General features: G+C 72.3%; 22 protein-coding genes. 9 read left to right on the top strand and 13 right to left on the bottom strand.

Going from position 1 to position 25526, the window contains the following annotated elements; all coding sequences use genetic code 11:
* Positions 1–107: 107 nt before the first annotated feature.
* Positions 108–989, bottom strand: coding sequence for an SIS domain-containing protein (locus AB0B29_RS36310; RefSeq protein WP_362246781.1), 882 nt, complete (start codon positions 987–989; stop codon positions 108–110).
* A gap of 135 nt (positions 990–1124) precedes the next feature.
* On the opposite strand from AB0B29_RS36310, the gene AB0B29_RS36305 reads away from it, so the two are divergent.
* Positions 1125–1904, top strand: a complete 780-nt coding sequence (locus AB0B29_RS36305; protein ID WP_362246779.1) for a DeoR/GlpR family DNA-binding transcription regulator — start codon at positions 1125–1127, stop codon at positions 1902–1904.
* A gap of 176 nt (positions 1905–2080) precedes the next feature.
* Complete coding sequence (locus tag AB0B29_RS36300) at positions 2081–3907, top strand: glycoside hydrolase family 15 protein (RefSeq protein WP_362246777.1); 1827 nt, start codon at positions 2081–2083, stop codon at positions 3905–3907.
* A gap of 3 nt (positions 3908–3910) precedes the next feature.
* Here AB0B29_RS36300 and AB0B29_RS36295 read toward each other — a convergent pair whose 3' ends face one another.
* Entirely contained in the window at positions 3911–4870 is a 960-nt protein-coding gene (locus AB0B29_RS36295; RefSeq protein ID WP_362246775.1) for a hypothetical protein, read from the bottom strand.
* Between the two features lie 196 nt (positions 4871–5066).
* Here AB0B29_RS36295 and AB0B29_RS36290 point away from each other — a divergent pair, with 196 nt between their 5' ends.
* Positions 5067–5279: a heavy-metal-associated domain-containing protein gene (locus AB0B29_RS36290; RefSeq protein ID WP_362246773.1), complete on the top strand. Its 213-nt coding sequence runs from the start codon at positions 5067–5069 to the stop codon at positions 5277–5279.
* A gap of 2 nt (positions 5280–5281) precedes the next feature.
* Positions 5282–7531 carry a heavy metal translocating P-type ATPase gene (locus AB0B29_RS36285; protein ID WP_362246771.1) on the top strand — a complete coding sequence of 750 codons (2250 nt, stop codon included), beginning with the start codon at positions 5282–5284 and terminating at the stop codon, positions 7529–7531.
* A gap of 12 nt (positions 7532–7543) precedes the next feature.
* Here AB0B29_RS36285 and AB0B29_RS36280 read toward each other — a convergent pair whose 3' ends face one another.
* Entirely contained in the window at positions 7544–8200 is a 657-nt protein-coding gene (locus AB0B29_RS36280; RefSeq protein WP_362246769.1) for a class I SAM-dependent methyltransferase, read from the bottom strand.
* Positions 8201–8336: 136 nt separating this feature from the next.
* Between AB0B29_RS36280 and AB0B29_RS36275 the strand changes: the two genes are divergently transcribed.
* Positions 8337–9038, top strand: a complete 702-nt coding sequence (locus AB0B29_RS36275) for a phosphatase PAP2 family protein (protein ID WP_362246767.1) — start codon at positions 8337–8339, stop codon at positions 9036–9038.
* 59 nt (positions 9039–9097) lie between these two features.
* Here AB0B29_RS36275 and AB0B29_RS36270 read toward each other — a convergent pair whose 3' ends face one another.
* From AB0B29_RS36270 to AB0B29_RS36240, 7 genes are all read right to left on the bottom strand, one after another.
* Positions 9098–9685, bottom strand: coding sequence for a hypothetical protein (locus tag AB0B29_RS36270; RefSeq protein ID WP_362246765.1), 588 nt, complete (start codon positions 9683–9685; stop codon positions 9098–9100).
* Positions 9686–9690: 5 nt separating this feature from the next.
* Positions 9691–10551: a carbohydrate ABC transporter permease gene (locus AB0B29_RS36265; RefSeq protein WP_362246763.1), complete on the bottom strand. Its 861-nt coding sequence runs from the start codon at positions 10549–10551 to the stop codon at positions 9691–9693.
* On the bottom strand, positions 10548–11486 hold the full coding sequence (locus AB0B29_RS36260) for a carbohydrate ABC transporter permease (protein WP_362246761.1): 939 nt from the start codon (positions 11484–11486) through the stop codon (positions 10548–10550). Before AB0B29_RS36260 ends, AB0B29_RS36265 begins: the two co-directional genes overlap by 4 nt.
* Positions 11483–12766: an ABC transporter substrate-binding protein gene (locus AB0B29_RS36255; RefSeq protein ID WP_362246759.1), complete on the bottom strand. Its 1284-nt coding sequence runs from the start codon at positions 12764–12766 to the stop codon at positions 11483–11485. Before AB0B29_RS36255 ends, AB0B29_RS36260 begins: the two co-directional genes overlap by 4 nt.
* 74 nt (positions 12767–12840) lie before the next feature.
* Complete coding sequence (locus AB0B29_RS36250) at positions 12841–13620, bottom strand: cupin (RefSeq protein ID WP_362246757.1); 780 nt, start codon at positions 13618–13620, stop codon at positions 12841–12843.
* Positions 13614–14537 (bottom strand): PmoA family protein, encoded by a 924-nt coding sequence (locus AB0B29_RS36245; RefSeq protein ID WP_362246755.1) that lies wholly within the window; start codon positions 14535–14537, stop codon positions 13614–13616. Before AB0B29_RS36245 ends, AB0B29_RS36250 begins: the two co-directional genes overlap by 7 nt.
* Positions 14534–15658, bottom strand: a complete 1125-nt coding sequence (locus AB0B29_RS36240) for a Gfo/Idh/MocA family protein (RefSeq protein WP_362246753.1) — start codon at positions 15656–15658, stop codon at positions 14534–14536. Before AB0B29_RS36240 ends, AB0B29_RS36245 begins: the two co-directional genes overlap by 4 nt.
* A gap of 339 nt (positions 15659–15997) precedes the next feature.
* On the opposite strand from AB0B29_RS36240, the gene AB0B29_RS36235 reads away from it, so the two are divergent.
* Positions 15998–17551, top strand: a complete 1554-nt coding sequence (locus AB0B29_RS36235) for an alpha/beta hydrolase (protein ID WP_362246751.1) — start codon at positions 15998–16000, stop codon at positions 17549–17551.
* A 194-nt stretch (positions 17552–17745) separates the two neighbouring features.
* The gene (locus AB0B29_RS36230; protein WP_362246749.1) at positions 17746–18633 is read left to right on the top strand and encodes a DUF4436 family protein; all 888 of its coding nucleotides are present in this window, start codon (positions 17746–17748) and stop codon (positions 18631–18633) included.
* A 90-nt stretch (positions 18634–18723) separates the two neighbouring features.
* Here AB0B29_RS36230 and AB0B29_RS36225 read toward each other — a convergent pair whose 3' ends face one another.
* Both AB0B29_RS36225 and AB0B29_RS36220 read right to left on the bottom strand, forming a co-directional pair.
* The gene (locus AB0B29_RS36225; RefSeq protein ID WP_362246747.1) at positions 18724–19215 is read right to left on the bottom strand and encodes a hemerythrin domain-containing protein; all 492 of its coding nucleotides are present in this window, start codon (positions 19213–19215) and stop codon (positions 18724–18726) included.
* Between the two features lie 89 nt (positions 19216–19304).
* Positions 19305–19475, bottom strand: a complete 171-nt coding sequence (locus tag AB0B29_RS36220) for a DUF5670 family protein (RefSeq protein ID WP_104785264.1) — start codon at positions 19473–19475, stop codon at positions 19305–19307.
* A gap of 231 nt (positions 19476–19706) precedes the next feature.
* On the opposite strand from AB0B29_RS36220, the gene AB0B29_RS36215 reads away from it, so the two are divergent.
* Positions 19707–21020, top strand: a complete 1314-nt coding sequence (locus tag AB0B29_RS36215) for an outer membrane protein assembly factor BamB family protein (protein WP_362246745.1) — start codon at positions 19707–19709, stop codon at positions 21018–21020.
* 106 nt (positions 21021–21126) lie between these two features.
* Here the strand turns inward: AB0B29_RS36215 and AB0B29_RS36210 are convergent, their stop codons facing one another.
* On the bottom strand, positions 21127–23025 hold the full coding sequence (locus tag AB0B29_RS36210) for a CASTOR/POLLUX-related putative ion channel (protein WP_362246743.1): 1899 nt from the start codon (positions 23023–23025) through the stop codon (positions 21127–21129).
* A 286-nt stretch (positions 23026–23311) separates the two neighbouring features.
* On the opposite strand from AB0B29_RS36210, the gene AB0B29_RS36205 reads away from it, so the two are divergent.
* Positions 23312–25324, top strand: a complete 2013-nt coding sequence (locus tag AB0B29_RS36205; protein ID WP_362246741.1) for a flavin monoamine oxidase family protein — start codon at positions 23312–23314, stop codon at positions 25322–25324.
* Positions 25325–25526 lie beyond the last annotated feature (202 nt).

The raw sequence follows: 25526 nt of genomic DNA, 5'->3' as shown, positions 1-25526 counted from the left end.
TGGGGCGTGTGGTCCGTTCAGGTCGCGGGGCATCGGCTGCGGTCCGTCGTCGCCTCACGGGTGCGGGGCCACGCGCCCGCGTCGTGGCCCGGGCGGGCGGCCCCGGGTCAGGGTGCGAGGATCACCGAGCGCGTGAGGTGGCGTGGCCGGTCGGGGTCCAGTCCGCGGGACTCGGCGACGGCGACCGCGAGGCGCTGGGCGCGGACCAGTTCGGCGAGCGGGTCGAGGTGCCCGGCGATCCACGCCGCACCGGTGCCGCGCACCTGTTCGGCGAGTCCGTCAGGCGCGTCCCCGAACATCCAGGTCGCCGTGCCCTCGGTGCTGATGCTGACGGGGCCGTGCCGGTACTCCATCGCCGGGTAGGCCTCCGCCCAGGCCAGCGCGGCCTCGCGCATCTTCAGTCCGGCCTCGTTGGCCAGGCCCACGGTCCAGCCGCGCCCCAGGAAGGTGAACTGCCCGCAGTCCACGAGCCCTTCGGGCAGCGGCTCGGTCAGGGCGGTGCGAGCGTCGGTGACGGCGGTAGCGGGATGGAGGCCGAGGTGGGCGCGCAGCAGGGTGAGGGCCGTGGTCGCGAACCGGGTCTGCACGACGGAGCGTTCGTCGGCGAAGTCCAGCACGGCGAGGTCGTCGGCGGCCGTCATCACGGGCGTGTCCGGGTCGGCGGTGATCGCGGTGGTGCGGGTGCCGTCCCTCAACCGGGCCAGCAGGTCCAGCACTTCGGTCGTGGTGCCGGAGCGGGTGAGGGCGACGACGCGGTCGTAGCGGCGGCCGTGGGGGAACTCCGAGGCGGCGAAGGCGTCGGTCTCGCCCTGGCCCGCGCCCTCGCGCAGGGCCGCGGCGGCCTGTGCCATGAAGTACGAGGTGCCGCAGCCGACGATCGCGACCCGCTCCCCCGGCGCCGGCAGCACCTTCAGGAAGCGGGGTGCTTCCGATGCGGCGCGTTCCCAGCAGTCGGGTTGGCTCGCCAGTTCGTCCTCGACATGCGTCATCCCGCACCCTCCGCTTCACGAGCCCCGGCCGGTCTGATGGTTCCTGCAAGATATAGCCACCTTTCGAGCATCATCAAGCATCCGGGCGGGATCGGGTGCGCTAGGGTCGCCGGAGATCGAGACGTGGAGGTGCGGATGTCGCGCGACGCCCGCTGGAAGGCGCTGCTGGAACTGCTCGTGGAGCGCGGCCGGCTGGACGTCGAGGAGGCGGCGGCGGAGCTCGGCGTGTCGGCGGCGACGATCCGCCGTGACTTCGACGGGCTCGCCGAGCAGCAGATGCTGGTGCGCACCCGGGGCGGCGCGGTCGTGCACGGCGTGTCCTACGAGCTGCCGCTGCGCTACAAGACGGCCCGTCACGCCTCGGAGAAGCAGCGCATCGCCAAGGCGGTGGCGGAGCTGGTGGCGCCGGGCGAGGCGGTCGGACTGACCGGAGGGACCACCACGACCGAGGTGGCGCGGGCGCTGGCCGTGCGCGGGGACCTGGTGTCCGGGGCGCCCGCCCTGACCGTGGTGACGAACGCCCTGAACATCGCGAACGAGCTGGCGGTGCGGCCCCAGTTCAAGATCGTGCTGACGGGCGGGGTGGCGCGGGCCCAGTCCTATGAGCTGGTCGGGCCGCTCGCGGACGGGGTGCTCGGGCAGATCACCGTCGACGTGGCGGTGCTGGGTGTCGTCGCCTTCGACGTCATTCACGGTGCGGCGGCGCACGACGAGGCCGAGGCGGCGATCAACCGGCTGCTGTGCGAGCGGGCGGAGCGGGTGGTGGTCGCCGCCGACTCCAGCAAGCTCGGGCAGCGGGCGTTCGCCCGGATCTGCGCGACCGAGGCGGTGGACACGCTGGTCACGGACACGGCGGCCGACACGCAGACGGTACGGCGCTTCGAGGAGGCCGGGCTGCGGGTCGTCACGGTCTGACGAGGGCGGTCCGGCAACCGTTCAGCAGCGGCGGCCTGACGGCGGCGGTCCGGCAGCGCGGGCCGCCGGCTCATGCAGGACGGTGGCCCGCGGCCCTCCCAGCGGTCTGACGGCGGCGGTCCGCGGGCGGCGGCTCTAGGCTTGGGCTGAGGCGCCTACCGGGCAGGGAGGCTGTCATGGGCGGAGCGGCACCGGACCGGGGCGGGCGGCGGTACGTGCCGATCGCGGAGCACGGGCTGATCGGTGATCTGCGCAGTGTGGCCCTCGTGGGGACCGACGGCACGATCGACTGGTACTGCTGCCCGGCCTTCGACGCGCCGAGCGTGTTCGCCTCGATCCTGGACGCCGAGCGCGGTGGCTGTTTCGAACTGGCGGCGTCGGTGCAGGCCCGGACCAAGCAGTTCTACTTCCCCGACACCAACGTCCTGATCACCCGGTTCTTCACCGAGGACGGAGTCGGCGAGGTACAGGACTTCATGCCGGTGGGCGGCGGTGCGGCCGAGGCCGAGCGGCACCGGCTGATCCGGCGGGTGGTGTGCGTACGGGGCTCGATCCCGTTCCGTACGCGGGTGGCGCCCCGGTTCGACTACGGCTCCCTGCCTCACACCGTGCGGCTCGCCGGCGACACCGCGGTGTTCGAGACGGAGGGGATGACGCTCGCGCTCACCGCGACCGTCCCGATGGAGGCGGACGGGCCGGACGTGCGGGGCGACTTCAAGCTCACCGAGGGCGAGACGGCGGTGTTCGCCCTGGACAAGGTCGGCGGCGAGGTGACGCCCCGCCGGTGTGCGCGCACGGAGGCGGAGGAGCAGTTCGCGGCGACGGTGGCGTACTGGCGGCGCTGGCTGTCGGCGTCCCGGTACAAGGGCCGCTGGCGGGAGATGGTGCACCGCTCGGCCCTGACGCTGAAACTGCTCACGTACGCGCCGACCGGGGCCATCGTGGCCGCGCCGACGACGAGCCTGCCGGAGGAGCTGGGCGGCGAGCGCAACTGGGACTACCGCTACGTGTGGGTGCGGGACGCGGCGTTCTGCGTCTACGCCCTGCTGCGGCTGGGCTTCACCGGGGAGGCCGAGGCGTTCATGGACTTCGTGACCCGGCACATCAGCCCGGGCGAGGGCAAGGTCTCCGGCCCGCTGCAGATCATGTACGGCATCGACGGACGCACCGACCTGCCCGAACGCACCCTCGGCCATCTGGAAGGGCACCACGGTTCGGCGCCGGTGCGGGTCGGCAACGCCGCCGCCGACCAGCTCCAGCTCGACATCTACGGCGCGCTGATCGACTCGATCTACCTCTACGACAAGTGGGCGAAACCCATCTCCAGCGGCCATTGGGACGACGTGTGCGCGCTGGTGGGCTGGGTGTGCGCGCACTGGGACCAGCCCGACGAGGGGATCTGGGAGACGCGGGGCGGGCGCAGGAACTTTTTGTACTCGCGGCTGATGTGCTGGGTGGCGATCGAGCGGGCCATCCGGATGGCCAACCGGCGCGGCCTGCCCGCCGACCTACCGCGCTGGCGGGAGTGCCGCGACACGATCTACCGGCGGATCATGAGCCGGGGCTGGTCCGAGGAGCGCCGGGCCTTCGTCCAGCACGAGGACGGCGACGTGCTGGACGCGGCCGTACTGATGATGCCGCTGACGAAGTTCATCGCCCCCACGGATCCGAAGTGGCTGTCGACGCTGGACGCGCTCACCGAGGAGCTGGTGTCCGACTCGCTGGTCTACCGCTACGATCCCCGCTCCAGCCCCGACGGGCTGCGCGGCGCGGAGGGCACGTTCTCCATCTGCTCGTTCTGGTACGTGGAGGCGATGGTGCACGCCGGCCGGGTCGACGAGGCACGGCTCGCCTTCGAAAAGATGCTGACGTACGCCAACCATCTCGGCCTGTTCGCCGAGGAGATCAGCCACACCGGGGAGCAGCAGGGCAACTTCCCGCAGGCCTTCACGCACCTCGCGCTGATCAGCGCGGCCTTCAACCTGGACCGGGCGCTCGGCTGAAGCTCAGTGCCCGTGACCGTCCTCCGCATGCCCCTGGGGGGTAGGGGAGGCGGCCGCCGCTCCCCCGGCGCGGACGGTGAAGGCCGCCGTGCGGACCTTCCCCTCGTGCTTGAAGTCGAGGAACAGGCGGTAGGAGCCGGAGCTGGGTGCCGTGGCCGTGAAGGAGATGTCCGGGCCGGGCCTGGTCGTGCCGTCGCCGGGTTCGCCGTTCGGGTGGACGTGCAGGTAGGCGAGGTCGCCGGAGCGCAGCGCGACCAGGTGGCCGTAGGCGCCGAGGTAGGGCTGGAGGTCGGTGACGGGCTTGCCGTCGCGGGAGACCCTCAGTTTCAGCTCGCTCGCCTCGCCCGGGTGCGGGGCACCGGACAGCCTCACCTCGTAGCCGTCGACCCGGGCCGTGGGGCTCGCGGGCGGCAGGGGCCGGGCCTCGTACGGGCCGGAGGCGGCGAGGTCCGCACCGAGGGTGAGGTTCCCGGCGTTCTGCTTCGCCGGGGTGAAGTCGGCGAAGACGCGGTAGCCGCCGGCGCGGGGCAGGTCCACGGGGGTGCTCCAGGTGCCGTCCGCGGCCCGGGTGGGGTGCAGATGGCGATAGGTGACCAGGTCGCGTGAGGCCACGATGAGGTGCAGTTCCTTGTCGTGTTCGCGCTGGTAGGCGGTGAGGGCACGGCCGGCGGCGTCCCGGACGGTGAAGCGCAGGTCGGCCGACTTGCCCGCGGTGACGCGCGGGGTTTCCAGGTCGAGCGTGTAGCCGCCGTCGGTGATCTGCAGTCCGCCGGCCGGTGGTGCGTCGTGTCGGGCGTGGCCGCCGCCTTCCGGTTGATCCGGTGTGGGCCGGCCGTGCTCGTCCCCGTGCTTCGGCGGACTGTCGGCGACAACGGGGCCGACGCCCTGTCCGACGCCGTAGGCCGCGCCGAAGGTGGCTGCCAGGGCGGCGGCGAAAGTGGTGATCCTCAGTCCGGTGTTCATGACCGTCGGCTCCTTGAGATACCGGTCTCCCGCTCGATTGCGGGGTCTCCATACAGCTCACGATACCCCTGGGGGGTATACCGTCAAGTCTTTGCATGCTTGCATCGTATACCCCACGGGGGTATATCTGAAGCGGTGAGGGGATACCCCCTCCCCGTATCCACCGCATCTGTCCACCGCACAGAGGAGGAACCCGATGCCCGCCACCACCTACGCCGTCTCCGGAATGTCCTGCGGCCACTGCAAGGCCACGCTGACCGAGGTCGTCGGCGAGCTGGACGGCGTCCGCGGTGTCCTGGTCGACCTCGACAGCGGCCATGTCACCGTCACCAGTGCCGCCGAACCCGACGACGCCGCGATCGCGAAGGTCGTCGACGAGGCCGGCTACGAGCTGACCGGAAGGGTCTGAGCATGAGCACCGGTACATCGACCGGCACCGACGCCGTGGTGGAGCTCGCCATCGGCGGCATGACCTGCGCCTCCTGCGCGGCACGCGTCGAGAAGAAGCTCAACCGCATGGACGGGGTCACCGCGACCGTCAACTACGCGACGGAGAAGGCCAGGGTCAGCTACTCCGATGACGTCTCCGTCGGCGATCTCATCGCCACCGTCGAGGCCACCGGGTACACCGCGCGGGAGCCCGCGCCCCCCGCCGAGCAGGACGACCCGGTCATGGAGGACGACGAACTGCGGCCGCTGCGCGAACGGCTGATCACGGCCGTGGTGCTGTCGGTTCCCGTCGTCGCCATGGCGATGATCCCGGCGCTCCAGTTCGAGTACTGGCAGTGGCTGTCGCTCACCCTGGCCGCGCCCGTCGTGACGTACGCGGCGTGGCCCTTCCACAGGGCGGCGTTCACCAACGCGCGGCACGGAGCGGCCACCATGGACACCCTGATCTCGGTGGGCACATCTGCCGCGTTCCTGTGGTCGCTGTGGGCGCTGTTCTTCGGCACCGCGGGCACACCGGGCATGACGCATCCCTTCGAGCTCACCATCGGGCGCACGGACGGCGCCGGGAACATCTACCTGGAGGCCGCCGCGGGCGTGACCGCCTTCATCCTGGCCGGGCGGTACTTCGAGGCCCGCGCCAAGCGCAAGGCGGGCGCGGCGCTGCGGGCGCTGCTGGAGCTCGGCGCGAAGGACGTCACGGTGCTGGGCGCCGACGGCCGGGAAACCACCCTTCCTGTCGCGGAGTTGAGGGCCGGAGACCGCTTCCTGGTCCGGCCCGGCGAGAAGATCGCGACGGACGGGACGGTCGAGGAGGGTTCCTCCGCCGTGGACGCCTCGATGCTCACCGGCGAGTCCGTCCCCGTGGAGGTGGGCGCGGGCGACCCGGTCACCGGCGCCACGGTCAACGCCGGCGGGCGGCTCGTCGTCCGGGCGACGCGGGTGGGTGCAGACACCCAGCTGGCCCGGATGGCCCGGCTGGTGGAGGACGCGCAGAACGGCAAGGCCTCCGCGCAGCGGCTCGCGGACCGGATCTCGGCGGTGTTCGTGCCGGTGGTGATCGCTCTGGCGCTCGGCACGCTGGGCTTCTGGCTGGGCAACGGCGTCGGGCTGACGGCCGCCTTCACCGCTGCGGTCGCCGTCCTCGTCATCGCCTGCCCGTGCGCCCTGGGTCTGGCCACGCCGACCGCGCTGATGGTGGGCACCGGGCGGGGCGCCCAACTCGGCATTCTCATCAAGGGCCCGGAGGCCCTGGAGTCCACGCGCCGGGTCGACACCGTCGTCCTCGACAAGACCGGCACGGTCACGACCGGCCGGATGACGCTGCTGGCCGTGCACACCGCCGAGGGCACGGAAGAGGCCGAAGTGCTGCGGCTGGCCGGGGCGCTGGAGCACGCCTCCGAGCATCCGATCGCCCGGGCCGTCGCGGACGGGGCGCTGCAGAAGCTGGGCGCGCTGCCCACGCCGGAGGACTTCGCCAACGTTCCCGGGCTCGGTGTGCAGGGCGTGGTCGAGGGCCACGCGGTGCTCGTCGGACGGCAGCGGCTGCCGGCCGACTGGTCGATGGAGCTTCCCGTGGACCTGGCCCGGGCCAGGGCGGCGGCAGAGGACTCCGGGCGCACGGCCGTCACCGTCGCGTGGGACGGCGATGCGCGTGCGGTGCTGGAAGTGGCCGACGCGGTGAGGGACACGAGCGCGGAGGCGGTCGGCAGGCTGCGGGCGCTCGGTCTGACGCCGATCCTGCTGACCGGTGACAACGAGGCGGTGGCCCGGTCCGTCGCCCGCGAGGTGGGCATCGACGAGGTCGTCGCCGAGGTGCTCCCGCAGGACAAGGTGGAGGTGATCGAGCGGTTGCAGGCCGCGGGCCGGTCGGTGGCGATGGTCGGGGACGGTGTCAACGACGCGGCGGCCCTCGCCCGGGCCGATCTCGGTCTGGCCATGGGCACCGGCACGGACGCCGCGATCGAGGCCGGCGACCTGACCCTCGTCCGGGGCGATCTGCGGGCCGCGGCGGACGCCGTCCGGCTGGCCCGCCGCACACTCCGCACGATCCGGTCGAACCTGTTCTGGGCCTTCGCCTACAATTTGGCGGCCCTGCCACTGGCCGCGGCCGGCCTGCTCACCCCCATGATCGCCGGGGCGGCGATGGCCTTCTCCTCGGTCTTCGTGGTCGGCAACTCGCTGCGGCTGCGCACCTTCCGCGCCGCCGGCTGAGGCACCGACGGTTCAGAGGCGCCGCCACACCAGCGTGTAGCGCCAGAACAGGCGCCGACGCAGCCGGGCACCGGGGAGAACGGCCCGGGCCTCGCGTGCGATCTCGGGGAAGGTCAGGTCCGCCGGGCGGGTGGGGGCGGTCATCGAGACCGGGCGAGGCGCCCGGCGGCCCCGGTTCTTCAGCAACGCCATGAGGACGTTGAGCGGGATCGACGCGATGCCGAGCAGGTGGTCGACGGGCGTGTGCTCCCGGGCCAGGCCGACGATCACCAGGGTGCCGCCGGGGGCGAGACGGTCACGGAAGGCCTCGAGCGCCTGAGGGAACGGCAGATGGTGGAGGACGGCGACGCAGGTGATGACGTCGTACGACCGGTCGCCGAGGCCGGCCGGCGCGTCGATCGCCGTGTACGTCACGGGCGTCGCCACCGGCGTCAGCTCCCGCGCCCGGGCCGTGATCGCCGGATCGGCGTCGATCCCGTGCACACGGGCGGCCCGGCCGGTCAGCAGCCGGGCCAGGTCGCCGCTGCCGCATCCCACGTCCAGCGCACTGCCCACCCCCTCGGGAAGCTGCCGCAGGATCCAGCGGTGGAAGTGGGCGTTGTGGTCCCAGGGCCGGGCGGCGTGGAAACGCTCCAGGGCGCGCAGGGTGCGGCGGGGCAGCAGCGGCATGTGCTCAGTGTTACGGATCACGGGGGTGGTCGTCCGCCGTCCGGGCACTCGGGAGGTACCCGCTCGCAGGGGCGCCGAGCGTGCGCCGGGTGTGAGCCGGTACCTTGCTGGGGAAGGCCACTGCGGGGAGAAGCACATGACCGATCCGACGACCACAGACGCGGACGCCCCCCGTCCGCTGCAGCACACCCGGGGCTTCGCGAGTCGGCCCGGCCGGCTCCTGAGCGCCGTGTTCGGCGATCTCAGGGCCGTGGACGGCGCCCTGTACGCGGCGGTGGCCGCCACTCCCACGCCGACCCTGGACCGGACGCTGCGCCACCTGTCGCACGCGGCCGACCACTCCAAGATCTCGTTCGCCATCGCCGCCGCCCTGTCCCTGGCCGGGAAGCGACCGCGCAAGGCCGCCCTCGCCGGCGTCGGCGCGATCGCCGTGGCATCCGCCTCGGCCAACCTGCTCGGCAAGCGCCTGGTGCGCCGGGCGCGGCCGGACCGGGAAGCGGCCCGGGTGACGGTGGACCGGCACGTCAAGATGCCGACCTCGGCCTCGTTCCCGTCCGGACACACGGCGTCGGCGGTCGCCTTCGCCACCGCCGTCGGCGTGGTCCTGCCGCCCGCGGCGGTGCCCCTCGGCGCGCTGGCGAGCGCTGTCGGTTACTCCCGCGTGCACACGGGCGTGCACTACCCGGGCGACGTGGCGGCGGGCGCGGTCCTCGGCATCGCGAGCGCAGCGGCGGCCCTGGCGGCAGCGGCGGCCACCCCGCCGGCCAGGACCCAGGCCCTCCTCGCTGCGGCCCGTTCGTGGCCGCGGATCAGCATCGGCGGCGCCCTGCGCCGGTGAGCCGCGGGTCGGCCGGGCGCGGGGATCCACCCCGTCGCCCGGCGCCCTCACACGTGCGGCTAGTGAAGGAGAACGGCAGCCGACCGGCGTACGTCGACGGCGGTCAGCGCCAGGGCCAGCGGTCCGGGGGCGAGGAAGGCCAGCGGCAGCAGCATCCAGGCGCACAGCGCTGCCGTCGCCACGGCGAGCACGACCAGGCCGCTGCCGCCCACGTCTGCCACGGCGTCCCGGCCGGCTCCGCGCACCGCGGCCCGCCAGTCGGTGAGCGACTCGGGGCGTCCGCAGGCGCGCAGCCCGACCACCACCATGCCCGTGCCGATCACCGCGGCCAGCGCCGCGAACAGGGGCGCTCCCGGCAGCCCGGCCCCGGCCAGCGCCACATCGGCGGCGAGCACCAGCAGACCCGCCAGGGCGCCGGCCCCCGCCAGCAGGTCACCGGCGCGCAACCGCCGCCGCAGCAGGGCGAAGTACCGTCCTGCCGTGACGGGTTGGTCCACTGCCGCTCCTCGCAGCACGGCGCACGCCGTCGACAGCGCGGCCGGGACCGTGACCAGGGGCAGGCAGGCCGCCGCCGTGGCGAGGCCCACGCTCAGCACGTCGGCGAACAGGGTCATGCGCGGGCCGAACACCTCTCCCGTGTCCCTCATGTCCCTCACCCCTTCAGTCCGGAGCTCGCCATGCCCTCCACCAGGAACCGCTGGAAGGCGAGGAAGAACAGCACGATCGGCAGCAGCGCGATCACCGACAGGGCGAACATCGGGCCGAAGGCGGAGGTGCTGGAGGCGTCCACGAAGGAGCGCAGCGCGAGCGTGAGGGTGAACTTCTCCGGGTCGAAGAGGTAGATGAGCTGGGTGAAGAAGTCGTTCCAGGTCCAGATGAACGTGAAGATGGCGGTGGTGATCAGGGCCGGCCGGGTGAGCGGCAGCACTACCTGGAAGAAGCTCCGGAAGGGCCCGCAGCCGTCGATCCGGGCCGCCTCCTCCAGCTCGCGCGGCAGACTGCGCATGAACTGCACGATGAGGAAGACGAAGAACGCCTCCGTGGCGAGGAACTTCGGCAGGATCAGCGGCCAGTAGGTGTTCACCAGGCCGAGCTGGTTGAAGATGATGTACTGCGGGATCAGCACCGCGTGGTGGGGCAGCATGATCGTGGCGATCATGAAGGCGAACAGCGGTCCGCGCAGGCGGAACCTCAGCCGTGCGAAGGCATAGGCGGCGAGTGAGCAGCTGATGACGTTGCCGAGGACAGCGCCGCCCGCGATCAGCAGGGAGTTGCCGAGCAGCCGCCAGATGGAGACGTCGTTGACGCCGTCGAGGGCGGTCGTGTAGTTCGACCACTCCAGGTGGCTGGGCAGCAGGTTGAGACTGGCGATGACCTCGTCGGCGGGTTTGAGCGAGGTGGCCAGCAGCCAGGCCAGCGGGTACAGCATGACCAGCAGGGCGGCCAGGCAGCCGAGGTGTACGGCGGCACGGCCCCATCGGACGGGCTTGTGGGTGGCGGTCGTCGAGGTCACCGTTCCCCCTCGGAAGCGTAGAAGACCCAGGAACGCGAGGTGCGGAACAGCACCGCCGTGACGACGCCGATCACGAGGAGCAGCACCCAGGCCATGGCGGAGGCGTAGCCCATGTGGGAGGCGACGAAGCCTCGGTCGTAGAGGTACATGGTGTAGACGAGCGTCGAGTCGGCCGGTCCGCCCTTGCCGGCGCTGACCGCGAAGGCGGGCGTGAACACCTGGAAGGCCTGGATGGTCTGCAGGACCAGGTTGAAGAACAGCACCGGGGACAGCATCGGCACGGTGACGGAAAGGAACTGCCGCCACTTCCCGGCTCCGTCGACGGCCGCGGCCTCGTACAGCTCCGGGGGGATCTGCTGGAGCCCGGCGAGGAAGATGACCATCGGTGCGCCGAACTGCCACACCGTCAGCAGGGCCACGGCCAGCAGCGCCCAGCCGGGCTTGTTCACCCAGCCGCCGGTGCCCAGCAGGTTGTCCACGGTGCCGCCGTCGTTGAAGACCGCACGCCAGACCAGGGCGATGGACATCGACGCACCGAGCAGCGACGGTGCGTAGAACGCGGAGCGGTAGAAGCCCTTGCCGCGCTTCATGCCCTTCAGGGCGAGCGCGACGGCGAGGGCGAGGGCGAGTTGCAGGGGCACGGCGACGACGACGTACGTCAGGGTCGTCACGACCGAACGCCAGTAGCGGGGGTCCTCGGTGAACATCTGCACGTAGTTGCGCAGGCCGACCCACTTCGGCGGGCTGAACAGGTCGTAGTCGGTGAACGACAGGTACAGCGACACGGCCATCGGCAGCAGCGTCAGGACGATCGCGCCGAGCACCCAGGGCGAGAGGAACACCCAGGCGGCGCCTTCGCGTTCGCGCCCCGGGCGGCGCTTCGGAGCGGCGGCGGGGGCGTGCCTCGCCTCCGCGGGGATCGCGGTGGTGGTCATGACCTCAGCTCCGCCTTCGCCTCGGTGACGTAGTTCTCGGCCGCCTCGCGGGGCGACATGCGCGCGTAGGACACCTGGTCGTAGTCGCGCTGGAAGGTGCTCTGCAGGGCGTTGTCGCCGGAGGGCGGCGCCTGGGGCGGATCCTTGAGCTTGCCCTCCAGGGAGGCCTGGAAGCCGGCGATGGTCTTGTCGAAGTCCTTGAGCTGCGGGCCGATCTCGTCACGGATCGTCTCGTTGACGGGGATGCCGCGGCTCGCGCCGAGGATCTTCGCGGCCTGCCGGTCGTTGATCAGGAAGTCGACGAGCCGCGCGGCCTGCTCGGGGTGCTCGGTCTTGGCCGAGACGCCCACGAACATGGACGGCTTGAAGTACTGGCCGGGTGTGCCGTCCTCGCCGGTCGGCATCGGTGCGAGGGCGACACCCCCTTCGACGAGGGCGGCGAAGCCGCTGGCCGGGGCGTCCCAGTTGGCGTCGGTGACGGAAGTGCCGCGCCCCAGCGGGGTGTTCTCGACGGATCCGTCGAGCTGGGTGGTCTGCTCGGCGGGCGAGACGGCGCCCTCGCGGCGCAGCCGGTCGGTGAAGGTCCACCAGCGTGTGAGGTCGCCGGCGGTGAAGCCCAGTGAGCCGTCCTCGGTGTAGAGGGTCTTGCCCCGCCCGCGCAGCCAGACCTCGAAGGCGTCCTCGCTCTGGCCGGGGTCGGTCGCCCCGGGCTTCCCTGTCTTCTTCGCGAGGGCCCGCATGGTGTCGGCCCACTCGCTCCAGGTCCAGCTCTCGCCGGGCAGGGGGACGCCCGACTTCTTCCACGTCCGGACGTCGTAGGCGACGGTCTCGGTGCCGCGGCCCTGCGGGATGGCGTACTGGACGTCGTCGACGCGGCCGGTGGCGAGCAGGCCCGGGTCGATCTCGGAGGTGCGCAGGGCGGACTTCTGTTTCGCCAGGTCGAGCAGGACCCCGCCGGAGGCGTACTGGTCGATCTGGCGGTAGTCCAGCTGCATCACGTCCGGGGCGTCACCGCCGGCGGCCTGGGTGGCGAGCTTCTGCTTGTAGGCGTCGTAGCCGGAGAACGACGTCGCCACGTCGATGTCCGGGTGCTGTTTCTCGAACAGCGCGACGGCCTGCTCGGTGCGTTCCGCGCGGTCGGGGTTGCCCCACCACGTGTAGCGCAGCACGACCTTGCCGCCGCCCGCGGACTCGCCGGGTCCTCCGCAGCCCGCCAGCACCGCACACAATGCCAGTGCGGCGGCCGACGCGCAGAACCCCTTTGTCCTGTGTCCGGGCATGCCGAGGTCACTCCTCTCGACGGTATTTCGGTTGAGCCCCCCTCTGAGCCCCCTGGGTCCCCCCAGGTCCCCTCTCAGGCCTCCTGCTGCTGCTCCCCCTGGTACGGCAGCGTGGTGCCGGGCAGCGTGTACTCGTCGCGCCGGCCGCACATGCCGAAGCCGCCGAGCCGGGTGGGCGCGGCCTCGTGGGCGGTGGCCCCGCCGAGGTAGGCGGGATCGCCGGCGGCCAGGGCGTCGAGCTGGGCGCCGGTGCGTTCCGCGGTGGCCAGGGCGCCCTCCCGCCACAGCTTCCGCCAGGTGGGAACCTTGTCGCGGACGATCCGGGCGGCGGCCCGCTGGAACTCCAGGTACGGGCCGTTGTCACCGGCGACCAGGGCCTCGCGCAGCCCGAGGTACCCCTCGACGGCGAGGTCCCTGCGGCGCCGGGCGGCCGCGGCCGTCTCCGGTCCCGTGCCGGGCGGCAGGGCGGCCGCCGCGGCGTACCGGTCGGGGTCGGCGAGCACCTCGGGCGGGAAGGTGAACACGGCGTCCCCGGCCTCGGGCAGGCCGCTGTTCTGCATCAGCACGGTGATGCGCAGGTCGCCGCCCTGCACCATGCGGTGCACGGTGCCGGGCGAGAACCAGGCGAGGGAGCCGGCTTCGAGGGAGATCTCCCGGTAGCCGTCCGGGCTCAGTGTCTGGACCGCGCCCCGGCCGCCGGTGACGACGTACGCCTCCGTGCACACCAGGTGCAGGTGCGGGCTGCCGCCGCAGACGCCGTCGGCGGCCTCCCAGTCGTAGGCGCTCAGATGGGACAGGCCGATCGCGCCGGGCAGCGGGTGCGGGAGCCCCGAGGGCCCCGGTTCGCTCACCACGGCAGGCCCTCCAGGTGGGTGCCGACCCGGTCCCGGTCCCAGGCGCCGTCGGCGACGACGATGCGGTACCGGTACCCGAAGGACTCGCCCGGCGGCAGCTCGAACTCCTCGAAGAACGCCCAGGAGAACGCGACCGTCGGGAACGGCTCGGAGCGGACGAACCAGTGCGACTCATGGATGGGGGACGTCTCGTCGAGGTTCTCGGGCGCGTGCGCGAACACCAGGGTCGAGTGGCCGTCGACGTCGTCGTGCTCGGTGGTGAAAGCGAGCCAGGGGCCCTGGGTGCCCATCAGCTTGCCCGCGTCGGCGTCGGTGTCCGGGGCGAAGACCGTGCCGCCGGTGAAGTCGCGCGGGCCGCGCCACTGGAGTCCGGTGTAGCCGGCCATCTCACGGCCCGCGGTGGTCGGGGAGCCGAAGGCCAGGGGTTCGGAGCGGGTGTTGGTGAGGCGGATCGACCAGTCCAGGGCCCAGCTTCCGGCCTCCTCGTCCACCGAGTGGACGGTCAGTGCGCGCACCTCGCGCGCCCATTCCTCGCCGCCGTTCTCGATCCAGGTGAGGTTCTCGGTGAAGGCGAGGCGATCGTCCTCGACGGTGAAGTCCGCGAAGCCGTCGTGCCGCATCGAGCCGACACGCTCGGGCAGGCGGAGGTAACCCTGCCCGTGGACGTAGCAGTTGCCGCCCCAGAAGTTCTGCCCGGACAGATGGCTCGCGGTCATCTGCAGGCCCTTGTGCCAGCGGTGGTCGTTGGGGCGGTAGCCGGTGACGGTACGGCCCGAGAGGGTGCGCACGGGGTGGGCGTAGGGCTTGCGGGACTCGAAGGGGTCCGGGTCGGGACGGTAGACGTAGCGGAGGATCTCCGTGCCGCCGGCGGTGACGGCGATGTCCTCGCCGTGCGTGTGGGTGACGCGGATGGTCATGCGCGCTCCTTGGGGGCCCAGTCGGGGTGCTGGCCGTGCATGGCCTCGTAGAAGGGGTCGCCGGGGCCGATCTCCCCCGCGTGCACCGAGCGGCAGGTGAACGCCGCCTTGTACAGGGCGGCGGCGAACTCCAGGGTGGCGCGGGCGTCGTGGCCGCTGCCGGGTGGCCGGGTGCCGGTGTCGTAGGCGTCGAGGAGCCCGCCCAGCTGGGCGGTGTGCGAGCTGGGCACGTCGGCTGCGGGGGTGCGCCAGGCGGTGGCGCGCTCGGACGCGACGTGCGGGGCCGGGGTGTAGGCCCAGCTGTCGTTGCTGTGGCCGTACAGGTGGGTGAGTTCGACCGTGGCGTCGGCGCAGTCGATGCGGATGCGGCTCACCTCGTCCGGGGAGAGCACACTGTTGACGACGGTGGCGAGGGCGCCGCTCCTGAACCGCACCAGGGCTGTGGACACGTCCTCGCTCTCGGTGTCATGGACCAGGCGCGCGGCCATCGCGCTGATCTCCTCCCACTCGCCGAGCAGGTGCAGCAGGAGGTCGTACTGGTGGATGCCGTGGCCCATGGTCGGGCCGCCGCCCTCGCTGGCCCACTTCCCGCGCCACGGCACCGCGTAGTACGCCGCGTCCCGGTGCCAGGTGGTCTGGCAGTGCGCCACCAGCGGGGCTCCCAGCTCGCCACTGGTGATCAGCTCGCGGGCGTGCACGGCGCCGGATCCGTAGCGGTGCTGGAACACGACCGACGCGTACCCGCCGGAGGCCTCCTCGGCGGCGGCGATCTCGTCGTACTCGGCGAGCGACAGGGTGAGCGGCTTCTCGCACAGCACCCAGGCGCCGGCCTTCAGCGCTGCCACCGTCTGCTCGCGGTGCAGCGAGGGCGGCGTCCCGATGAGGACCAGGTCGGGGCGTACGGCGTCCAGCATCGCGTCCACGGAGGTGTACCCGGCGACGTGATCACCGGCCAGCTCACGGAAGGCGTCGAGGCGTTCCTGGTCGACGTCGACGGCGGCCACCAGTTCCACCCGGTCGGAGTGGGCCCGGAGCGCGGGCAGGTGACTGCCGCTGACGATGGCTCCGGTGCCGACGACGGCCACGCGGCGGCGGGCGGGAGACCCTGGGGTCACGGACATGCGGTGCTCCTCGGACAACCGGCGGACAGGCGCTTGGAAAGCGCTTGCACTCGGTAGGGACCCTAGGCGCGAGGGAATGTCTGGACAACCCCCTGTGGCGACCTGCACAAGGTCTGCCCAGGCATTGTCCCAGCTCGAGGCGGGCATTCGGGCTGTCGCCCCGGCGATGGAAAAGGCGTTCCCCCCTCTCTTCGCTGGGGATGGCCCCACCGGGAACCGGCTGCCGGCCGGAGTGATCGCGCCGCGCACCGTCCCTAGCGTTCTGACGCACAGCACCCCTCTTCCGGCACGCCCCTGTCATGCCGGAAGAGGGGTGACAGCGACAGGAAGGACACCCGCGTGTTACCCCTTTCCACGGCGACCGCACGACGTGCCGTCCTCGCCGCGACGGCCGCCGCCCTCGCCTTCACGGCGCTGCCCGCCACCGCCGAAGCCGCCCCGGACCCTTTGACCCGCTACCACCGGCAGCACCTGAACTGGAAGAGCTGCGTGCTCGGTGCCGACGACGCGACCGGCAAGGAACTGGAACAGGCCGGCGCCCGCTGCGCCGACGTGACCGTACCGGTGGACTACTCCGACCCCGGCGGCCGGACCCTCACCGTCGCGATCTCCCGGATCCCCGCCACCGACACCGAACGCCGCTCGGGCCCCCTGCTTCTCAACGGCGGCGGACCGGGCGCGCCCTCGCTCGGCGACGCGCCATGGGTGCGCAAGGCGATGAAGGACGTCGCCGCCAGGTACGACGTGGTGGGCGTCGACCCCCGTTTCATCGGCCGCAGTACACCACTGGACTGCCGCTGGCCGACCGGCTCGGCCTGGCGCGGAGCCGGTGAGGACCGGGCCGGCTTCGACCGCATGGCGGCCTTCTCGAAGAACCTCGCCGACCGCTGCCGCACCCACGCGGGCGACGTCCTCCCCCACGCCACCACCCGCAACACCGCGCGCGACATGGACGTCATCAGAGCGGCCCTCGGCGAGCGGCGGATCTCCTACCTGGGCTATTCCTACGGCAGTTACCTCGGCGAGGTGTACACCTCGATGTTCCCGGGCCGCACCGACCGGGTCGTCCTGGACGGCGTGATCGACCCGGAACGCCACAGCGCCCGGCTGCTGCGGGGAGCCGAGCCGTCCAACCGCCACGCCCTGCGCGGGTGGGCCTCCTGGGCCGCCGCTCGCGACGCGGCCTACGGACTGGGCCGTACGCGGGGCGAGGTGCTGGCCACGGTGGAACGCGTCCGGGCCGCCGCCGCCCGCACCCCACTGCGCCTCGGCGACCACCGGCTCGACGGGCATGTGATGCCGGTCGTCGTCCTCAACGGCCTCTCGCAGCACAACGACGCCGCCTACGGAGACTTCGCGCAGGGCGTGCGGGACATGCTGCGGGCCGCGCGGGGGCAGCGGGTGACACCGTCCCCGTGGCTCGCCGGGGTGCTCGAGTTCGTGCTCACGGGCGTCGACTCCCCCTACGGCAGCGCGCAGACGGCGATCGTGTGCGGCGACAACGCGGCGCCACGTGACCCCGAGGTGTACTGGCGCGACGTCCAGCGCTCGCGCGCCGAGGACCCACTGTTCGCGCCCGTCACGAACAACATCAATCCGTGCGCGTTCTGGGACCGGCCCCGTGAGCGTCCGACCAAGGTCCGGGGCGATGTGCCGGCCCTGCTGGTGAGCGCCACCGGAGACCCGCGCACCCCCCACGAAGGCGCCCAGGCCGTCCGCGCGATGTGGCCCTCCTCGCGCCTGGTCACCCTGAAGGGGGCCGACCAGCACGCGGTGTACGGCGTCTACGGGTCGCCCTGCGCCGACCGTGCGGTCAACGCCTACCTCGCGTCGGGGCGTCTGCCGACGCGGGACATCGGCTGCGCGGCGCACCCAGGAGGATCGGCGGGCTAGGCGGTCCGGCGGTTCGTGAGACGAGGACGAGCCGCCCGGCACCTACAGTGGCAGTCTGTGATCGACGAGTGACTTGGCGGTCCGCTCTGTCGGAGGGCGGACCGGCCCACCCACCGACAGACCGCACGGGCGAAGGGTCCGCTCCCGACGCCGGGGGACGAGCCCGTCGCCCCGCCCACCTCTTCGGAGGCACCATGGCCGCGCCCGCACAGTCACCCCGCCCACGCCGCTCCGGAGCGTCCGCCCTGCTCGTTCTCCTTCCCCTCGCGGTCCTCATCCTGGTGGCGGTGTCCGTGGGGTCGTGGCTGCAGTTCACCGAGCGGCAGGCGAAGGACACGGTGCACACGGTCGGCTCCGGAGCCACCGACCGGGTGGACGTGGAGGTCACGGCCCAGAGCGTCGACGCCGCAGCCCGGGAACTCGTCCTGCGGGTCCGGGTGCGCCCGCGCGGGGCTCTCGGCGAGGAGGAGGGGACCGCCCCGGTGGCCGGTCTCCGCCTCCAGACGTCCGTGGCGACCCTCGGCGACCTGGCGTTCGAGGCGCACGAGCGGCTCGCCCCCAAGGACGTGCAGGTCGCCCTCACGGGCGGGTCGATCAGCGACTACCCGTTCGACACCTATGACACCGACATCGAGTTCTGGGCGATGCTGGGTGGCGAGCCGGTGCCGGTGCGGATGCTCTTCTCCAACAACGAGACCCTCTTCTCCATCGCGGTGACACCCCCACCCTCCGGACAGGAGGCCGTTCTGGGACTGAAGCTGTCCCGGTCGGGCAGCCTCATCGTCTTCGCGGTCTTCATGATGGTCGTGATGTGGGCGCTGGCGACGTCCGTGCTGCTCGGGGCCTGGTTCCTGACGACGCGCAGGCAGGGCCTGGTCTGGCCGGCCCTCGCGTGGATGGCCGCCACGCTGTTCGCTCTCGCGGCGTTCCGCAACACCGCCCCCGGCACACCGCCGATCGGCTGTGTGATGGACTGGTTCGCCTTCTTCTGGGCCGAGACCGTCATCGCCCTGTGCCTGATCGTCTCGGTCACCACCGGAATCCGCACCGCTGTGCGCCCAGGTGACGACCGCCCCGCCTAGGGCCGCCACCACGCCGTCCGCACCGGAACGGCAACCGGCCCTGCTGGTCACCGCGCGCGGGCGGTGACCAGCAGGGCCGGTCTGGCCGGGTCAGGACTCGACGATCTTGCGCACGTTCTCCACGGAACCGCACCCGGCCTTCAACTGGCGCTCACGCTCCTGCCAGAACGCCACACCGAGTTCCTCGCGCCGCTCCATCGCCACGTTCTCCCGCGCACCGTTGAGGATGGTGCGCTCCTCCTCGTCGGCGTGATGGGTGACGGCCTCGACCAGCTCCTCGAGCTTCGAGTCCCACTCCTCGGAACCGACCTCCTCGACCTGGAGGAGCTCCAGAAGGGCCTCGTTGCCCTCGTCGTGCTCGTGCTCGCCGTGCTCGACCTCTTCGTCATCGATGTTCTTGTACCGCTTGAGCGCCGGGTAGACCTTGGCCTCCTCGGCCTGCGCGTGCGCGATCAGCAGGTCCGCGAACTCCCGCAGGGCACCCGCGCGGTCGTCCTCGACGCTCCGCATCCGGCGGAAGAGGTCTTCCATGCGCCGGTGATCCTGCAGGATGAGTTCTACGACGTCTTTCGTGTCGGCCATGGAAATGGAACGCCTTTCCTGGGAGAGCTTCGGGTCACTTTCGTCTACCCCATTCCTGGCGATTTGTTCGCCACCGGCGCGCTGCCGGTCTACCAGCGGTACCAGCGGCCCTTACGGCCACCACTGTCCGCGGTACGCACCACGAAGCCGAGCAGCCACAGGACCAGCACGATCACCGCGATCCACCACAGGGCCTTCAGGGCGAAGCCCGCACCGAACAGGACCAGGGCCAGCAGCAGGACGAGAAGCAGGGGAACCATAGTTATCAACCTCCGTTCCCTCAGGTGCCCTGCACGCAGACGAACACACAGTCGAATTTTGATGTTTCTTCACAAGGATCACGGGCAGGTGGATCGCTTGCGCCGGGCGGACGCTAGGAGCCGTTCCCCCCGAAGTTCCCATCGTCACAAGGGAGTTGTTCTCCATTCCACGGGTATGCGGAGCGGCGGCCGGTGCACCGGTCCACGTCATCCGAACCGAGGGGGGTTTCCATGGGCAGTTCCACGAGGCGCGTCCGGGCGAGATCGAGCTGTGTGGTCGCGACGGCGGTGGCGCTACTGGCCGTCGGCGCCGGTCCCGGCGGCGCGGCCACTCCGGCCCCCGCGGTGGCCAAGCCGGCCGCCACGACCGCGGCAGCTGCGGCGATCAGCAAAGCCAAGGCCAAAGCCAAGGCCACCACGGAACCGGCGGACGCCACACTGGGCTACCGCGCCAACGCCCGTAACGACAGCTTCGTGACCGGGGCCACGGCGGCCCCGCCGTTCACCAAAGCCTGGTCGGTCGACCTGGGCTCGGCGGTCTCCGCGCCGGTGGCGGTCGGCGGGAAGGTCTTCGTGGTGGTCAACGCGGCCGAGGAGGAGGAGAGCGACGGCCCGCGCATGGAACTCGTCGGCCTCGACGCGGCCACCGGCAAGAGGCTGTGGCCCCAGCGGTTGATCGCCGACAACGACCCCAAGGCCACCCTGGGGTACGGCGGCGGCCTCCTCTACACCCAGACCGGCAGGGGCGTCCTGACCGCCTGGGACCCGGCGACGGGCGTGCAGCGGTGGACCCGCAGCATCGGCTCGGGCTCCTGCGAGTACCCGCCGACGTGGTACGACGGCACGCTGTACACCCAGGACGGCCGGGGCACGGCGCTGGCGCTCCGCCCGGGCGACGGAGCGGAGCTGTGGCGGGCTCCGCTCGTCGACTGGGGGTGGTCACCCGTGGTGGTCGACGACCTCGGCGTGTGGTTCGGCTTCGACAACGCCTCGTACCAGCTCCTGGACCGGCACACCGGCCGGGAGCTGCGCCGCTACGACGTGCCCGACCTGCTCGCGCTCGGCGGCAACCCGATCGCACGCGGCGCCGGGGCGCTGTGGCTGCGCAGCGACGACCTCGACGACGAGCGGACGGTGGCGTACGACCAGAACACCGGTGCCGTGCTGCGCTCCTTCCCCGCCGACGCCACTCCCGCGTTCGGCCCGGGCCGGGTGTACGTGGCCCACCGGGGCGTCGTGAAGGCGATCAGCACGACGACGTACAAGACGGCCTGGAGCTACCGCGGCCCGCGCGGGGCCGCGACCGTCCGGCTGGTCGCGGGCGGATACGTGTACGTCCAGGACGGCAACGGCAAGCTGGTGGTGCTGAACGAGCGCACCGGCACGGTGGTCTGGTCCTACCGGCTCTGGGCCGAGCCGCACCCGATGGAGAACGTGCTCGCGGAGGAGGACTGGCGCGGCTGGGTCAACCCCGGCATCGCGACCCATGGAGGCCGCGTGTTCGCGCCCGGCCAGGACGGCGTCCTGACGGCGTTCGAGGACTGACCCGCCCAGGAGGGGGCGCCGGGTACCCGCACGGGCGACCCGGCGCCCCAAGCGCCCCACGGCTCCAGTTCGGCATCGGCCCCCTCCGCACCCGCACCGGCCTCTCTCAGTCCGTCCCCACGACGATCACCTCGTCGGCGGCCGTCCAACGGCGGCGCTCGGACTTGGACGGGTTGACCCGCACGCCGTACCCCGGACTCGTGGAGGCGTCGGCGTGACTGCGGTAGCCGATGGCGCACTCGCCGCGCCCGCGTGCCGCGGCGACGACAGTGGCGAAGGCCGTCTCGCACCCGGGCAGCACGTAGTCGCCGGCCGGCCTCAGGCGGATGCCGGTGCCGTCGGCGGAGAACAGCTCGTCGAAGACCGCCGCGAGCTGCCGGTTCTGGGAGATCTGCGCCATGAGCAGGCCGATGAGCTTGCCGCTGATGATCACGTCGGCTCCGGGCCCGAGGGGCGCCAGCGCCCGGTTGCGGTCGTCCACCAGCTCGGTGACCACGGGGAGTTCACGCCCGGACGCCTCCTCGAGCTGCCGCAGCAACAACAGGGTGACGAGCGTGCGGTTGTCGGGTTGGTCCGGGGGCTGTCCGGGCGCCGGATCCTCACCCACGACGATCACGCTGTCGTAGGAGTGCACGTCCAGACGCCGGAGGGTCTCGGGGCGGGTGACGTCCCCCGGGTGCAGGGTGAGGGTCAGGCCGGTGCCGTCGGGTGCTCCGGACTCGCGCACCTGCCGGACCGTCGCTTCACCGCCGTCCGCCACCACGTCGACGACCGACCCGGACCGGGCACGGCGGCACAGCTGATCGACCATGAGCGGCGCCCGGCGGTTCCATCCGAGCAGCAGGATCCGCTCCGGGCGCGCGGGCGTCGCGGGCCCGGAGGCCATCGCCGCCTTCTCGACCCACTGCCCGCACTCCCCCGGCCAGGCCGTGTCGTCGTCGCGGGAGATGACGATGAGCAGATCGTCCGCGGCGACGGTCGTCTGCGGCGGCGGATTGAGCAGCGGGGTGTCGCCGCGCACCAGCCCCACGACGCTGGACGTCGGATAGGACAGCAGCGCGTCGCCGAACGGGCGGCCCGTCAGGGACTTGGCGCCGACCAGGTAGAACTCGTCGCCGGCGAAGTCGAGGAGCTCCTGGTGGACGAGGGAGAGGCCGGGGCGGCGCGCGGCCTGGACGATCAGCCGGGCCGTGACGGTGTCGCTCTCCAGGACGACACCGCCCGGGCCGGCGGCGAGGCCGGCGGCCAGCCGGTAGCGGTCGTCCCGCACGGCGGCGACGACGGGCGGGCGGTTCTTCACCCCGGCCAGGGCCGCCCGCAGCGCCAGCAGCGTCTTGACGACCTCGGCATCGGCGTCGGGCTCGTCGCGGGGCAGGACCAGCACGACACCGGCCGTCGCCGGACTGGTCAGGGTGAGCACGGTCGGGTCGGTGGTGGGGCCGCTGCGGCAGATCAGCCGCGTACGGCCGACGGGTCCCACCTTCGTGGCGAGGGCCTCCTCCATCGCGGTCTTGTCGCGGTCGGCCAGTACCGCCACCGCCGCGCGCCGCTGGTTGGCGTTGGCGGCCACCAGCTCGCCGACGACCGTGAACACCTGCTCCGACCAGCCCAGGACCACCACGTGCCCTTGTTCGAGCACGGTCGACCGGCCGCGCCGCAACGCGGTGAGCCGCTCCGTGAGCGCCGTCGTGATCAGGCCGACGAGCGTGGAGACGTACAACAGCGCCACCAGGGCGAGCAGCACCGATATCGACACGCGCAGCGGCGTGCCGGTCGCCCCGCCCAGTCGCAGGGTCTCCCCGGTGAGGCGCCACACCTGTACGAGCCGGTCCGGCAGGGACTGCGGGGCGTGCGGGTCGGTCCACACCACCAGGGCGCTGGCCGGGACGACGACGGTCAGGCACAGCAGCGCCATCCAGCCGACCAGGGCCGAGGCACCGCGGGCCAGCGTGCTGTCGAACCAGTAACGGGCCCGGTCGCCCCACGGAGTGCGCCGCTGCGCCACCCTTCCCCCCTCCGTCGTCCGTGGCTCTCGTGCGGCCGGTCGGCGCCGCGCGCAGTGCGCCGGGCGGGATGGCCGGAGAGCACGGTGTGGATACGCAGTCGCAGTGTGGGGGCCCGTTCGCGGCGGCGGGCGCGGTTCGCCGCGCATTCATTCCTTCGGGTTCGCGGGGCACGTCGTGGGCAGCGAACCCACGGTGGCGTGAGGGTTTTGGCCCTGATTCGCTCCTTAGGGGCAACGCCCGGGCGAACGGCGGCGGTCCGTCACGGCCGCCGTTACAAAGATCGCCATGACTGATGATCACGCGGTGGTGACCTCTGACGGTGGTTTCTCCCGGCGGGAGTTCGCGGCGGTGGCCGGCACGGCCACGGTGGCGACGGCCCTGACCGGCGGTACCGCCACGGCCCTGCCCGCGCCGGCCGCGCCGCTCGCCCCGGCCGTTCCCGGCGCCGGCCGCGGCGCCGACTCCGACAGATGCCTCGCCGTCGCCCGCGCCCTGCTCGTCCTGGATTCCGACGACCGCCCCCTCGTCCCCCGCTACTTGCGCGTCCTGAAGGACGGACTGCCGGCGCGACGGACGCGTCCCAAGGACGTCCTCGTCATCGGCGCCGGTCCGTCCGGGCTGGTGGCCGCCTGGCTGCTGAAGGAGGCGGGGCACCGGGTGACGGTCCTGGAGGCCAACGGCAACCGGGCGGGCGGCCGCATCAAGACCTTCCGCAAGGGCGGCCACGAAGGCGCCGGGCAGCCCTTCGCGGATCCCCGCCAGTACGCCGAGGCGGGCGCGATGCGCATCCCCGGCAGCCATCCGCTGGTGATGGAACTCATCGACCGGTTCGACCTGAAGAAGCGGCGCTTCCACTACGTCGACGTCGACGAGGAGGGACGCCCCGCCGCCCGCACCTGGATCCACGTCAACGGCATCCGCGTGCGGCGCGCCGACTACGCTCGCTCCCCCCGGCGCGTGAACCGGTCCTTCGGCGTCCCCACGGCCCACTGGGACACCCCCGCCGCAGCGATCCTGCGGGCCGCGCTGGACCCCGTGCGCGACGAGTTCAGCTACGTCGGCCGGGACGGCAAGCGGGTCGACAAACCGCTGCCGGAGCGGCTGCGGGGCTGGGCGCGGGTGGTGAAGCGGTTCGGAGACTGGTCGATGTTCCGCTTCCTCACCGAGCACGCGGGGCTCGACGAGCGGACCGTCGACCTGATCGGCACCCTGGAGAACCTCACCTCGCGCCTCCCGCTGTCCTTCATCCACAGCTTCATCGGCTCGTCCCTCATCAGCCCCGACACGCCCTTCTACGAGCTGGAGGGCGGCACGGCCGTGCTGCCGGACGCCCTGCTGGAACGCGTGCGCAAGGAGGTGCGGTTCGACCGCCGGGTGACCCGCATCCAGTACCACCACCCCGACCGGCCGTCCCCGGACGGCGGTCATGTGCGGAGCAAGGGCCCGCACGTATGGGTGGACACCGTGTCCGAGGGGCGCGACGGCCCGGTCGTCCGCGAGCAGTTCACGGCCGACGTCGCCGTGGTGACGGTGCCGTTCTCCGGGCTGCGCCACGTGCAGATCGACCCGCCCCTGTCGTACCGCAAGCGGCGCGCGGTCTGCGAGCTGCACTACGACAGCGCGACCAAGGTGCTGCTCGAGTTCAGCCGCCGCTGGTGGGAGTTCGGCGAGGACGACTGGAAGCGCGAGCTGAACGCCGTGAAGCCGGGCCTGTACGACGCCTACCGCACCGGCAGGGCGCCGGCGGACGGCAGCCTGCTCGGGGCGCACCCCTCCGTGCCTGGCGGGCACATCACGCAGGCACAGCGCGCCCATTACGCCGCGAACCGCGCGATCGGCCGGGACCAGCCGGAGGCGGCCGGTGTCGTGGGCGGTGGCTCGGTGTCGGACAACGCCAACCGTTTCATGTTCAATCCGTCCCACCCGGTCCCGGGCAGCGCGGGGGGTGTGGTCCTGGCGTCCTACAGCTGGGCCGACGACGCGGCGCGCTGGGACTCCCTGGACGACGAGGCGCGGTATCCGCACGCCCTGTGCGGTCTGCAGCAGGTCTACGGCCGGCGCATCGAGGTGTTCTACACCGGCGCGGGGCGCACCCAGAGCTGGCTGCGCGACCCGTACGCCTACGGTGAGGCGTCGGTGCTGCTGCCCGGGCAGCACACGGAGCTGTTGCCCGTCATCCCCGGGCGTGAGGGGCCGTTGCACTTCGCCGGGGACCACACGTCCGTCAAACCGGCGTGGATCGAGGGGGCGTTGGAATCGGCCGTACGGGCCGCCCTGGAGGTCCACACGGATCAGTGACCGTTGATCGAGGGGCCCCGGCGCGCATGCGCCGGGGCCCCTCGTGCGTCCGGCTCGCACGCGGCGGCGCTTCTTGCGACCGCAATGACCAAAACCTCCGTTGCTTCCGGAAGGCAGACAACCCGCCGGAGCCCGGGCACCATGTGGCCCACGTCACCCTCCCTCACAGGGCCTTTACCTACCCGCATCGACGTACCGACAG

The organism is Streptomyces tibetensis (assembly GCF_040647715.1).
GTDB lineage: Bacteria > Actinomycetota > Actinomycetes > Streptomycetales > Streptomycetaceae > Streptomyces > Streptomyces tibetensis_A.
This window is presented reverse-complemented; position numbering and strand designations above follow the sequence as displayed.

Coding starts and splice junctions, on each gene's coding strand:
- AB0B29_RS36205 (WP_362246741.1), top strand. CDS start 23,312: ATGACTGATGATCACGCGGTGGTGACCTCTGACGGTGGTTTCTCCCGG.
- AB0B29_RS36275 (WP_362246767.1), top strand. CDS start 8,337: ATGACCGATCCGACGACCACAGACGCGGACGCCCCCCGTCCGCTGCAG.
- AB0B29_RS36310 (WP_362246781.1), bottom strand. CDS start 989: ATGACGCATGTCGAGGACGAACTGGCGAGCCAACCCGACTGCTGGGAA.
- AB0B29_RS36270 (WP_362246765.1), bottom strand. CDS start 9,685: ATGAGGGACACGGGAGAGGTGTTCGGCCCGCGCATGACCCTGTTCGCC.
- AB0B29_RS36300 (WP_362246777.1), top strand. CDS start 2,081: ATGGGCGGAGCGGCACCGGACCGGGGCGGGCGGCGGTACGTGCCGATC.
- AB0B29_RS36290 (WP_362246773.1), top strand. CDS start 5,067: ATGCCCGCCACCACCTACGCCGTCTCCGGAATGTCCTGCGGCCACTGC.
- AB0B29_RS36245 (WP_362246755.1), bottom strand. CDS start 14,537: ATGACCATCCGCGTCACCCACACGCACGGCGAGGACATCGCCGTCACC.
- AB0B29_RS36240 (WP_362246753.1), bottom strand. CDS start 15,658: ATGTCCGTGACCCCAGGGTCTCCCGCCCGCCGCCGCGTGGCCGTCGTC.
- AB0B29_RS36220 (WP_104785264.1), bottom strand. CDS start 19,475: ATGGTTCCCCTGCTTCTCGTCCTGCTGCTGGCCCTGGTCCTGTTCGGT.
- AB0B29_RS36255 (WP_362246759.1), bottom strand. CDS start 12,766: ATGCCCGGACACAGGACAAAGGGGTTCTGCGCGTCGGCCGCCGCACTG.
- AB0B29_RS36305 (WP_362246779.1), top strand. CDS start 1,125: ATGTCGCGCGACGCCCGCTGGAAGGCGCTGCTGGAACTGCTCGTGGAG.
- AB0B29_RS36295 (WP_362246775.1), bottom strand. CDS start 4,870: ATGAACACCGGACTGAGGATCACCACTTTCGCCGCCGCCCTGGCAGCC.
- AB0B29_RS36285 (WP_362246771.1), top strand. CDS start 5,282: ATGAGCACCGGTACATCGACCGGCACCGACGCCGTGGTGGAGCTCGCC.
- AB0B29_RS36230 (WP_362246749.1), top strand. CDS start 17,746: ATGGCCGCGCCCGCACAGTCACCCCGCCCACGCCGCTCCGGAGCGTCC.
- AB0B29_RS36260 (WP_362246761.1), bottom strand. CDS start 11,486: ATGACCACCACCGCGATCCCCGCGGAGGCGAGGCACGCCCCCGCCGCC.
- AB0B29_RS36215 (WP_362246745.1), top strand. CDS start 19,707: ATGGGCAGTTCCACGAGGCGCGTCCGGGCGAGATCGAGCTGTGTGGTC.
- AB0B29_RS36225 (WP_362246747.1), bottom strand. CDS start 19,215: ATGGCCGACACGAAAGACGTCGTAGAACTCATCCTGCAGGATCACCGG.
- AB0B29_RS36280 (WP_362246769.1), bottom strand. CDS start 8,200: ATGCCGCTGCTGCCCCGCCGCACCCTGCGCGCCCTGGAGCGTTTCCAC.